The 11,313-nt window shown below is 60.0% G+C and carries 8 protein-coding genes; 4 read left to right on the forward strand and 4 right to left on the reverse strand.

Features of this window, described 5'->3' with window-relative positions; genetic code table 11:
- Positions 1–48: 48 nt before the first annotated feature.
- Positions 49–2,451, reverse strand: coding sequence for a M14 family metallopeptidase (locus C4334_RS10695; protein ID WP_352432075.1), 2,403 nt, complete (start codon positions 2,449–2,451; stop codon positions 49–51).
- Between the two features lie 172 nt (positions 2,452–2,623).
- Between C4334_RS10695 and C4334_RS10700 the strand changes: the two genes are divergently transcribed.
- The 4 genes from C4334_RS10700 to C4334_RS10715 all read left to right on the forward strand — a co-directional run bounded on the left by C4334_RS10700 (position 2,624) and on the right by C4334_RS10715 (position 6,504).
- Positions 2,624–2,947, forward strand: coding sequence for a 4a-hydroxytetrahydrobiopterin dehydratase (locus C4334_RS10700; RefSeq protein ID WP_352432076.1), 324 nt, complete (start codon positions 2,624–2,626; stop codon positions 2,945–2,947).
- 118 nt (positions 2,948–3,065) lie between these two features.
- A complete protein-coding gene (locus tag C4334_RS10705; protein WP_352432077.1) occupies positions 3,066–4,520 on the forward strand; it encodes an NADP-dependent isocitrate dehydrogenase in 1,455 nt (484 codons plus the stop codon).
- 57 nt (positions 4,521–4,577) lie between these two features.
- On the forward strand, positions 4,578–5,069 hold the full coding sequence (gene purE / locus C4334_RS10710) for a 5-(carboxyamino)imidazole ribonucleotide mutase (RefSeq protein ID WP_352432078.1): 492 nt from the start codon (positions 4,578–4,580) through the stop codon (positions 5,067–5,069).
- Between the two features lie 274 nt (positions 5,070–5,343).
- Positions 5,344–6,504 (forward strand): 5-(carboxyamino)imidazole ribonucleotide synthase, encoded by a 1,161-nt coding sequence (locus C4334_RS10715; protein WP_352432079.1) that lies wholly within the window; start codon positions 5,344–5,346, stop codon positions 6,502–6,504.
- A 238-nt stretch (positions 6,505–6,742) separates the two neighbouring features.
- Here the strand turns inward: C4334_RS10715 and rpoD are convergent, their stop codons facing one another.
- From rpoD to C4334_RS10730, 3 genes are all read right to left on the reverse strand, one after another.
- On the reverse strand, positions 6,743–8,476 hold the full coding sequence (gene rpoD, locus C4334_RS10720) for an RNA polymerase sigma factor RpoD (protein WP_352432080.1): 1,734 nt from the start codon (positions 8,474–8,476) through the stop codon (positions 6,743–6,745).
- An 87-nt stretch (positions 8,477–8,563) separates the two neighbouring features.
- Positions 8,564–10,387: a DNA primase gene (gene dnaG / locus C4334_RS10725; protein ID WP_352432081.1), complete on the reverse strand. Its 1,824-nt coding sequence runs from the start codon at positions 10,385–10,387 to the stop codon at positions 8,564–8,566.
- A gap of 27 nt (positions 10,388–10,414) precedes the next feature.
- Positions 10,415–11,296, reverse strand: a complete 882-nt coding sequence (locus C4334_RS10730) for a zinc ribbon domain-containing protein (RefSeq protein WP_352432082.1) — start codon at positions 11,294–11,296, stop codon at positions 10,415–10,417.
- Positions 11,297–11,313: the final 17 nt, after the last annotated feature.

Genomic DNA, 11,313 nt, shown 5'->3' on the forward strand with positions numbered 1-11,313 from the left:
CTCGGATCACCTCCGGGAATCCCCCGGCTGCGTGCCGTGGGGAGGATGTCAACTCCTTCCATCAGCGCTCGCTGCGATCGCGTTGAAAAGCAATGGGTAGGTAGCGAGCGATTGTCCGCGATACTGCGGGCGAAAGCCAAAGAGATAGACGCTTCCGCGTCCGAGTCTTACTTCGACCAGCGCGGCGCGCCCCCGTATCTTCTGCTCGCCGAGAAGCCAACCGGAGAGCAGCAGCTCGCCATCGGTCGGGTAGCGTGCGATGATGCGTGCCTGGTCCGACAAGACCTCGAACGCGGGTGAATCTTCGGCCCAAACGATCGTTTCGCGTCCCAGCTCACGAGCGAGCGGGTGGGTTGTGTCAAGCGTCACGCGGAGGATCGAGCCGGGAACGTAGAACTCCTCGCGTTTCGTCCCTTCGGTAACGTCTCGCACGGGAAGGCCGAGCTTTTCGATGGCGAAATCGGAGGCGCGATTCAAACAGATCAGCGTGCCCCCTTGCATGACGAACTCACGCAGTTGACGCACCCCTTCTTCACCCAAACCGCCGACGTATTCGGGCGGCATCGTTCCCGGACGATGCCCCTCGAAAATCGCGCGCGGCGAATGGTCCGGAATGATGATGGCGTCGAACTTGGCGCGAAGAGAGCCAGCGCGAACCCCTTGATCCACCAAAGAGGCGTAAGAGACGCCATGTTGTTCGAGTACCCAACGTGTCCAGCCCTCATCCATGGAGGGTACGTGCGAGCGGTAAAGCGCCACACGTGCGCGCGTATTCACCTTGATCGGCGTTGGCGCGCGCTGTGACTCCTTGCGCGCGAAATACTGGAAAGGATGGAAAACAGGACGCACCTCGACGCCCATCAGAAGCGACAACGTGTGTGCCGTCACGTCGTAGGGCTGCATCGGTCGTCCAGCGGCGTCGCGCAGATCGGGGTACTTTTGTCTTTCGAGCAGGGCCTTGGCGAAGCTGCCGTATGGTTGCGCCAAGCGTATCACCATCGTGCCGTTTGGGTAGCGCGTGCCGTCGGCGACAAAGGAAGACGCGCGCTCGATCTCGACGCCGCCGCGACGGAGCGTGTCGAGCAGGACCTCAGTTCGATGCGCTTGCGCAGAACGTTCCGGCGCCGGGGGGATGACGAAGGCGAAGAGTTCGCCCGCTTTGCGTTCGCGGATCGCCTCTTTGCCGATCTCGTAGAAGCGTCGGAGCCAGCCTTCACGATTAAGTGCGGCGTGGTGAAGGAGTTCGAAGGCGGCGGTCGTCATGTAGTTCGTGATGTCACGCAGGCGCCACTCGCCACCGGGCCAAACGACGGGGAAATTATCCGATGGTTTTTGCGGATCGTAGCCGTCGCGCGAGCGCAACTCTTCGAACTTAACTGTGAGCGGTGAAGCGAGACGGGCCGAGGCCGTTTCCGACAGGATGCGAACTCCGCCGTGGTAGTGCGAGTAGGCGCGCGCCGGCGTCCACGCATCGTAACTCGAATTCCACGTGATGCCGCGAAAACCTGCCTCGAGCATTCGTCGAGCGACGAAAAGCCCCAACTCGGTGTAGCCTTCGACGATCTGTCGCGGGACGTTGGGTTCGACCGGCGCCATGTACGGCGGGAGAAACAATCGCGAGCCGTATGGACCTTGTTGATGTATGTCGTGAACGATCTGCGGGTGCCAAACGTTGTGTATCTTATCGACGGTCAAGCGCGTTTCGATCTGCGTGAAAGCATACCAGTCGCGGTTGTTATCGTGTCCGGCATATTTGTGGTAAAGGATGGGCGGGTTGCTCCCTTCGTATGGCGTGCCGAGCGTGCGATCGTACCAGTCCTTCACGATGTCAACGCCGTCGGGATTGAGCGAAGGCACGAGCAGGATGATCGTATTACGCAGCGTTTCGAGGACCTCCGGCTCGTTCGAAGCCGCAAGGCGATGCGCAATCAACATGCTCGAAAGATAGGAACCGACCTCCGTCGAGTGAATGGCACAGGTGATGAGCACGACAGCTCGCCCGCGCTTGATCAGCTCTTCGGCGGCGCGGTCGCGCGTCTGGTCGTCGCGCCCGAGAAGGCGCGGATCGGCTAGCTGCTGTTGGATCCGACGGAATTCATCGAGCCGAGCCAAGTTCTCCGGCGCGCTGATGATTGCCATCACGAAGGGCTGACCCATCGTCGATTTGCCGAGTTCTTCGAAACGAACGCGGGCGCTGGTCGCTGCTAGACGGCGAAAATATTCGATCACTTGGTTCCAACTCGCCAGCTTGCGATCCTCTCCGGGATGAAAACCGAGCACCTCTTCTGGCGCGGGAACCGAACGTGCGACGGCCGTTGAGCTTTGCGCGCGCGCCGCGCAAAGGCAGAGCAGGCAAAAAAGCGCAACGTGCACGCCGGAACGAAAGGCGATGGCGTGCCGTGTGCCGACGCTTCGAACAGGCGCAACGTGCGCCGAGGGTCGAAAGTTCATCTTTGGTCGCTCCAACTGGACGATCAGAAGCGGAACAGTCCGCCAGTCTAACGAAAACGGGCGCCAGCGGTAAAGACCAAGCGCTCGGCGAACCGGCGCTCGTCGGGTGTCTTTTGGGCGCGGAAAAGGCTAAAATTGAGCGTTCACAAATGGAAAAAGGAGGAACGCAAAGATGAGCGCATTGGCCGATCGCAAGTGCGTCCCATGCAGCGGCGGCGTGCCGCGGTTGCGCGGTGAGCAGATTAAGACCTACCAGCGCGAACTGCGCGAGTGGGAAGTCGTCGATGAGCACCATTTAAAGAAAAGCTACAAGTTCGAGAATTTCGCCGAAGCCCTTGCGTTTGTCAATCGCGTCGGCGAACTGGCCGAGGCCGAAGGGCATCATCCCGATATCTGCTTCGGTTGGGGATACGCCGAGATCAAGATTTGGACCCATGCGATAGATGGGCTCAGCGAAAGCGATTTCATCCTCGCAGCCAAAATAGATCGGCTCTGAACGACAAGCGAAAGCGGGCTTTTCTTTTTCCCCGCTTCGATGATATATCTTTCGCTTTCGTGTGGATGAGCGACACGATTGAAATCTCTCTAGGTCATAGAAAGGCATGAACTAAAAGATGACGCAGAAAACTCCGATCACCGTCGCGTATGGCGATGGTATCGGTCCCGAGATCATGGAGGCGACGCTACGCATCCTCGAGGAAGCGGGCGCGCAACTCGAGATCGAGACCATCGAGATCGGCGAGAAGGTCTACTTGCGCGGCAACACGGCTGGAATAGATCAAAGCGCGTGGGAGAGCTTGCGCCGTACCAAAGTCTTCTTGAAAGCGCCGATCACCACTCCACAAGGCGGCGGCTACAAGAGCTTGAACGTCACGGTGCGCAAAGCGCTCGGGCTATATGCCAACGTTCGTCCGTGCGTTTCGTACCACCCATTTGTCGAGACGAAATTCCCCGGAATGGATGTGGTGATCGTGCGTGAAAACGAAGAGGACCTTTACGCCGGCATCGAGCACCGACAGACCGATCAAGTGGTCCAGTGCTTGAAGCTGATCTCACGTCCCGGTTGCGAAAAGATCGTTCGTTACGCTTTCGAGTATGCGCGGCGCAACAACCGGAAGAGGGTCACCTGCTTTACCAAAGACAACATCATGAAGATGACCGATGGCCTCTTCCACAAGGTCTTCGACGAGATCGCTGCCGAGTACCCAGACATCGAAAACGAGCATTGGATCGTTGATATCGGTGCCGCGAAGCTCGCCACCGAACCGAAAAATTTCGATGTCGTCGTTTTGCCGAACCTCTACGGCGACATCTTGTCGGACGTCGCCGCGCAGATGACGGGTTCCGTTGGATTGGCCGGTTCGGCCAACATCGGCACCGAGTGCGCCATGTTCGAGGCGATTCACGGATCGGCCCCGCGCCGAGCCGGACAGAACGTCGCCAACCCATCGGGCTTGCTGCTCGGCGCCGTCATGATGCTGGTCCACATCGGGCAACCGGAGGTAGCCGAGCGCGTCCACAACGCGTGGCTGCGGACGCTCGAAGAGGGGATTCATACCTACGACATCTATCGTGAAGGAACGAGCCGCCAGAAGGTCGGAACGCGCGAGTTCGCCGCGGCGGTCATTCAAAGACTGGGCCAAAAGCCCGAGCAGCTCAAACCCGTTAGCTACAAGAAGGGAAGCGGCGAAGCTTTCACAACGGCTCCGCTCGTGCGCGAGCTTCCGCCCGCCAAGAAAGAGCTGGTCGGCGTGGACATGTTTCTCGACTGGCGTGAAGGGAAGGCGGACCAGTTGGGCGAAAGGTTGCAACGGATCAACGGCGACGGATTGAAGCTCAAGATGATCACCAACCGCGGCGTCAAGGTTTGGCCCGAAGGCTTGCCCGAAACCTTCTGCACAGACCACTGGCGATGCCGTTTTATCTCGGAGAGCGGCGGAACGATCACGCACGCGCAGATCATCGCGCTCCTTGAGAGAGCGCGCGCGGCCGGTTTCGATTTCATCAAGACCGAAAACCTTTACGCCTTCGACGGCGAGCGCGGTTACTCGCTCGGTCAGGGAGAATAATCGCTGACGAACGGGAGCGGGAAGCGCCTTGCTTTTCGCTCCCGGAAATGTGGACCTATGCAAGATGCAGCGCCGCTCGTGGCGGTTATCATGGGGAGCGCTTCCGATTGGGAGACGATGCGCCATGCGGCTCAAATGCTCAGCCGCTTCAACGTCCCGCACGAGTGTCGCATCGTCTCGGCTCACAGGACGCCGCGCTTGATGGCCGATTATGCGACCGAGGCCGAGCGGCGCGGCATCGAAGTGATCATCGCCGGAGCTGGCGGCGCGGCGCATCTGCCGGGCATGGTCGCTGCGCACACCGTTTTGCCGGTGCTCGGCGTGCCAGTCCAAAGCCGCGCGCTAAGGGGCATGGATTCGCTCCTGTCGATTGTGCAAATGCCAGCAGGGGTTCCCGTCGGCACGCTCGCCATTGGCGAGGCGGGGGCGACTAACGCCGCGCTTTTGGCCATCGCCATTCTCGCCAACAAGCGACCTGAATTGCGCGAAAAACTCCATCGCTTTCGCGAAGAGCAGGAGGAGAAGGTGCGTGCGATGAAGCTCGAATAGAACGAACTGGGCACGCACGTAGCGGGTACTAGCGCTTGCTGTGCAAGTCAAAGAGATGCTCTCAAAGGATGATGCTCGCAGGCAGTGCCGCCGACGCATTGCAACCGACGGTTGAACCGACAGGTTGATCGCTTCAAGCTTCGGGTGATCTTTGTTGATGATCGCGTTCGGCTGTTCATCGAACTCTCGATCGAACGGGCGGTGCCAGAGCTGATCACCGCATCTGCTGTTGACGTCGTTCAGTTGGTCGGCAGACTCTCCATCAAACGGTCTGATGGTCAGCGCACGAGAAAAAGGGCCGATCTTGCCAGGAGCGACCATCGGCGTGCTCGGTAGCGGCCAGTTAGGGCGCATGTTCGCTATTGCCGCGCGTCGCATGGGCTACCGCGTGCATACGCTCTCGCCCGATGCCGACACGCCTACGGGACAGGTCGCGGATCACGAAGTCGAGGCTTCGTATGACGACCTCGATGCCGTGCGCGAGTTCGCGCGTCGCGTTGATGTCATCACCTTTGAGTTCGAGAACGTGCCGGCGGCGACGGTGGAAGCGGCTGCGCAAATCGTTCCGGTGCGCCCGAGCGGCGACGTGCTCCACACGACGCAGCATCGCCTGCGCGAGAAATGTTTTTTGCGCGCGCACGGCTTTCCCGTCACAGAGTTTCGCCACGTTCGGTCGCGCGATGAACTGCTCTCGGGACTGCGTGAGGTCGGCCTTCCGGCGGTGCTGAAAACGGCCGGTTACGGCTACGATGGCAAGGGGCAGACCAAAATCAGTTCGCCAGCCGATATCGATCGCGCTTGGCGAGCGCTCGGCGGTCAGGAAGCGATTCTCGAAGCTTTCGTTGATTTCGAGCGCGAGGTTTCGGTGGTCGCTGCGCGCGGCCTCGATGGCAGTTTCGCCCATTACGGCGCGATCGAGAACGAACATCGCCATCACATCCTCGACCTTTCCATCGCCCCAGCGCGCATCGAGGCGAAGGTCGCGCGCGAGGCGGTTGAGATCTCGCGGGCCGTGCTCGAAGAGTTGAAGGTGGTCGGCGTGATGTGCGTTGAGTTCTTTCTCGCGCGCGACATGCGCTTGCTGGTCAACGAGCTTGCGCCGCGCCCGCATAACTCCGGCCACTTCACCTTCGATGCATGCTTGACGAGTCAGTTCGAACAGCAATTACGTGCCGTCTGTGGCTTACCGCTTGGTTCGACCGAGCAGCTGCGACCAGCGGCGATGGCCAATATCTTGGGCGATTTGTGGGAGAACGGCGAACCACTTTGGGCCGCCGCCTGTGCTTTCCCGAACGTCAAACTACATCTCTACGGCAAACTCGAAGCGCGGCGTGGGCGCAAAATGGGCCACTTAACGGCGCTCGCCGCAGATGTCGAGACGGCCAGAAACGATGTGCTGGCCGCACGTCGGTGCCTGTGCGCGCAAAAAACGTGACCGCTGCAGAGCCTACCGCCTCGGTGCGCAACGCTCCTGACCAAGAAATGAGGCTCTGTAGCCGAACCGATCTTTCCGCCGAGAGGCGGAACATGAACAGCATCCCAACCTGCCGAGAAATGAGGCTCCGCCACCGAGCCGATTCGCCAAGGCTTTCGTCGCTCCTTGTAACGCCTCAAAAAAAATCGAGGGCCCCAGAACCTGTCCCGGAGCCCCCTTGGAGAGCGAGAGAGACTCTTTACTGGCGCGAACCTTCGAGGAAGGCTTTGAGTTTGCGCGAGCGCGACGGATGACGCAGCTTGCGCAGCGCCTTGGCTTCGATCTGCCGGATGCGCTCGCGCGTGACGGCGAAATGCTGGCCCACCTCTTCGAGCGTATGCTCCGATCCGTTTGGCCCAAGACCGAAACGCATCTTGATGACCTTCTCTTCGCGTGGCGTCAAGGTTTTCAAGACCTCGTCGGTGATCTCGCGCAAATTGGCCGCCACCACGGCATCCGCCGGATTCTGAATGGACTTGTCCTCGATGAAATCGCCGAGGTGCGAATCTTCCTCTTCGCCGATGGGCGTTTCGAGCGAAATCGGCTCTTGGGCGATCTTAAGGACCTTGCGCACCTTGGAGACCGGGATGTCCATCTTCTTGGCGATCTCCTCGGAGGTCGGCTCGCGACCCAGCTCTTGGACCAGCGCGCGGCTCGTGCGGATCAGCTTGTTGATCGTCTCAATCATGTGGACCGGAATGCGGATCGTGCGCGCTTGATCGGCGATGGCGCGCGTGATCGCCTGCCGGATCCACCACGTCGCGTAAGTCGAGAACTTGTAACCGCGCCGCCACTCGAACTTGTCGACGGCCTTCATCAACCCGATGTTCCCCTCCTGAATCAGGTCGAGGAACTGCAGGCCGCGATTCGTGTACTTCTTGGCGATGGAGACGACCAGCCGCAGGTTGGCTTCGATCAACTCCTTTTTGGCCTGCGCCGTCTCCTGTTCGCCCGTGATGATCGCTTGGTAAGAGCGTTTGATCTCGACGGGCGAAACGTAGTGATCGGCCTCGATCTGCTGAAGTCGCCGCTTGGCCGCGCTGATGTGTCGCTTGTACTCCTTCTCCTCTTCGGGCTTGAGCCTCTTCTTGTTGAGCTTCTCGGTGTAGGTTTCGATCTCCCGCTCAGCCGCGCGCACTTCGTCGTTGACGCGACGGATCGCTTCGATCAAGCGCTGCTTGGCCTTTTCGGTCAAGTTCAATTGCTTGATCTCTTGCGCGATTTCCAAGCGGATGCGCGCGACTTTGCGCCGTAAGCGGAGAAGCTTCTTGGTCTTCTTGCCGCGCGAGACCTTTTGCTCGGCGCGCAGCTTCTCCCATTCCTTCAAGCCTTGCTTGAAGAGCTTGCGAATGTTTTCAATCCCTTCGAGCGTCCACTGCAGGTATTCATCTGCCTTGTCGATCTCCTGCCCGGTGAACTCGGCCTGTTCGGCGAAGTTCACGACGTCGCGGATGTGAAGCGTGCCCGCCTGAAGTTCCTCGCCGATCTTGAGCAGCTCCTTGACGGCGATGGGCGAGCGCGCGATCGCTTTTTGCGTCTTGATCTGTCCGCGCTCGATCCGCTTGGCGATGGCCACTTCCCCCTCGCGCGTCAACAACGGGACGACGCCCATCTCGCGTAGGTAGAGGCGCACGGGGTCGTTGGTCTTGTCGAGCGCACCTGCTGAAAGGTCGAGTTCAAGATCGTCTTCAAGCGGCTCTTCGGCATCGTCCACCGTAGCGATGGTTGCCGCTTGTTCGAGCAGACGCTCATCGTCCGAGACAGCGATGTTCGACCCCTCGAGCTTTTGCAGCACGTCTTCGATGTCGTCCGGCGAGACGATGCTATCGGGGAGTTCGCGATTCAAGTCGTCAAAGGTCAAATACTTCTTCTCGCCGCCCAATTCGAGCAAGCGCTGCATCACATCATCTTGGTCTTTCTCATGAATGGCCAATTTCGTTTACCTCCCGCGTCGGCTGCCTCAAATGTTATTCGATCTGGATTGAGAATTTATGAGCAACCGCATACGAAACTATGCTCGTCACTCGGCGAAATCGCGCGCTGCGGCAACGCAAAGTCGGTTGAGCCGACGCTGAAGCGCCACGTACTCTTCGGTCAGGCGCGAAACATCCTCGTGCCTGCCAGCCCGCTCGGCGCGAGCGATTTCGCCCTTCAAATCTTTGATGCGCCGCTCCAAGTTCATGCGGCGCAAGGCGATGAGGCACCCTTCGGCCTCGGCGATGAGCGCGTCCGCGGCTTCATCGGGAGCGCGTTCGCCAGCACCCATCGCCGCCAGCGGCACGATCTCGGCGGCCACTTCATCGTCTGCCGTCCGGTCGGCAAGCGTCAGCGCGTCAATGGGAAGCCCTTGCTCAAAGAGCGCACAAAGCGCACGCAACACGCCCGCCGTCGGTAACCCTTGGTAATCTTCCGGCTCGATCCGCGGCAACACCGCTTTTCGCACCTCTTCGTCGCCCAGCAGCAGTTCGATCAAGCGACGTTCGGCCAGCGTTGCGGGGGGCCTGCGCGCGCTCTCTAGTTGCCGACGAACGGCCTCGCGTTCAAGGCGCGCTCCGCTGCTCATGGCGCGCCACAGCTCTTTGCGCAGCGTATCTTCGACTCGCAGGCCATCCATTGCCTGATCGAAATATTCACGCCGCAGCAGACTGTTGCGAACGGTGCGAAGCGACGCGAGCGTTTCTTCGACCGCCGCCGCTTTGTCTTCCGCGCGGTTCAGGTCGCGCCCTCTGGTCGCTTCTTCCAAAACGAATTGTAAGTGGGAAAGCGCCGCTCCTCGCCGCCGGTTATACTCCTCAACGCCGAAACTTTTGATGAATTCGTCCGGATCGGCGTTGTCCGGCAGCAGCAGCACTTTCACCTCAAACCCTTCTGCCAAAAGGATTTCGATGGCTCTCCGGGCTGCCTCGCGTCCTGCCCTATCGCCATCATAATTTATCACACACTTACGCGCAAAGCGCCCCAAGAGTTTCGCTTGTTCGCTGGTCAACGCCGTTCCGAGGCTGGCCGCCGCGTTCTGCACGCCCGCTTGGTAGAGCGCGATTAAGTCCAGATAGCCTTCCACCAGAATCGCGAAACCGCGCTGCCGAATCGCTTCGCGCGTCAGGTTTAGGCCGAAGAGGTGACGCCCCTTGATGTAAAGAGGCGTTTCGGGCGAATTCAAATACTTCGGCTCGACATCCGGCGCAATGGCGCGTCCGCCAAACGCCACGGGCTGGCCGCGCAAGTCGAGCACCGGAAAGATCAGCCGCCCGCGAAATCGGTCGTAGATCCCGCCCGTTTCGCGTTTGACTGCCAACCCGCTTCGCTCAAGCTCTTCTGAAGTCGCTCCACGACTTTTCAGGTGGGCGACCAGCCCATCCCAGCGGTCAGGCGCGAACCCCAGTCGAAAGGCGCGCCGCGTGGCCTCCGTGATCCCACGATGAGCGAGGTAGCGGAGCGCCTCAGGGGTCCTTTGGAGCTGGTCTTCCCACCACTCCAGCGCCAAGGCGTTGAGCGCGAGAAGCCGTTCGCGTTCGTGCCGTCTTTCTTGGTCGCGTCGCCCGTCTTCCATGGCCGGCAGCGGCACGCCCGTCTTTTCGGCGACGATGCGCACCGCTTCGGGAAAGGAAACGCGCTCGATCTCCATGATGAAATGGAAGACGCTGCCGCCTTTGCCGCAGCCGAAACAGTAGAAGATGTTCTTCGCCGGACTCACGGAAAAAGAGGGCGTCTTCTCTTGATGAAACGGGCAACAGGCCATCCAGTTCGCACCGCGCTTTTTGAGCGGCACGTAGTCCGAGATGATGCGTACGATGTCGGCCCGCTCGCGCAAGTCGTCGATGAAGCTTTGTGGGAACTTCGCCATCTCGATCAATGAAAACGCTCCCGGCGTTCAGCGAATGGCGATGAACAACTTGTAGTCGGCCTTCATATCGGACGTGCTCACGTCCACGGCATATGTGCCCGTCGTTGTGAGACTCCCGCTCCATGATCTGGTCTCATCGGATAGAAAGCTACCCCCATCGTCGAGGTGACGAAGGATGAACTTCGCGTTGCCGCCCGGACTCAGAAGCAGCGTTAACTGTTGCCCGGCGCGAGCGTCGAACAGATAACGATCGATGCGCCCGCGCGCGACCGATCCGCCGATCGTCGTCGAGCTGCTTCCGGGAGCGAAGCGAACGCGCATGGTGTTGATTGCAGAAGAGGACGAAAGATCCTCTTCGCTTCCGTCGTTTTCCGCCGGCTCCGATTCACCTCCATTGCGTTCCATTATTGCTGCAGGCGAACCCGACGTCGTCGCTGCAGGCGAATCCGTCCCTGAAGGATACTGATTTGATGGTCGGGTGTTTGTCTCAATGCCACCGACTCCGTTGACGAGGGCGAGCGTCATTTCGCGCAGCGCCTCTTTGTCATAGGCGATGGAAGAATTTGCGTCGCGAACGTTTCTCGCCGTTGCCGTCGTGTTGGTCGATGGCCGATCGGATCCGCATCTTGCAAGCCAGAGCGCGACCGCCAAGACGAGCGCGACAAAGACGACGCCGATGGAGGCTGCGGCTACCGCGAGAAGAACTTTAGGCGGTAGCCCTTTTCGCGCCGGGCGGGCGCTCGTTGTTTGTGGGCCACGTTCCGGCGCGCTTGACGGATGGGCTTCGCCTACTGGAATCTCGAGCCGCATCACTTTCTGCGGCGCTTGCATTTCGGAAAGCGCCGCCCCACACTTCATGCAAAAGTTCGCTCCTGTCGGAACTGAGCTGCCGCATTTCGGACAAATCATACTTCCTCAGAACCCCC

It is taken from the genome of Pyrinomonas sp., assembly GCF_040289685.1.
In the GTDB taxonomy this organism is placed as follows: Bacteria; Acidobacteriota; Blastocatellia; order Pyrinomonadales; family Pyrinomonadaceae; genus Pyrinomonas.

Coding starts and splice junctions, on each gene's coding strand:
- C4334_RS10695 (WP_352432075.1), bottom strand. CDS start 2,451: ATGAACTTTCGACCCTCGGCGCACGTTGCGCCTGTTCGAAGCGTCGGC.
- C4334_RS10700 (WP_352432076.1), top strand. CDS start 2,624: ATGAGCGCATTGGCCGATCGCAAGTGCGTCCCATGCAGCGGCGGCGTG.
- C4334_RS10705 (WP_352432077.1), top strand. CDS start 3,066: ATGACGCAGAAAACTCCGATCACCGTCGCGTATGGCGATGGTATCGGT.
- purE (WP_352432078.1), top strand. CDS start 4,578: ATGCAAGATGCAGCGCCGCTCGTGGCGGTTATCATGGGGAGCGCTTCC.
- C4334_RS10715 (WP_352432079.1), top strand. CDS start 5,344: ATGGTCAGCGCACGAGAAAAAGGGCCGATCTTGCCAGGAGCGACCATC.
- dnaG (WP_352432081.1), bottom strand. CDS start 10,387: ATGGCGAAGTTCCCACAAAGCTTCATCGACGACTTGCGCGAGCGGGCC.
- C4334_RS10730 (WP_352432082.1), bottom strand. CDS start 11,296: ATGATTTGTCCGAAATGCGGCAGCTCAGTTCCGACAGGAGCGAACTTT.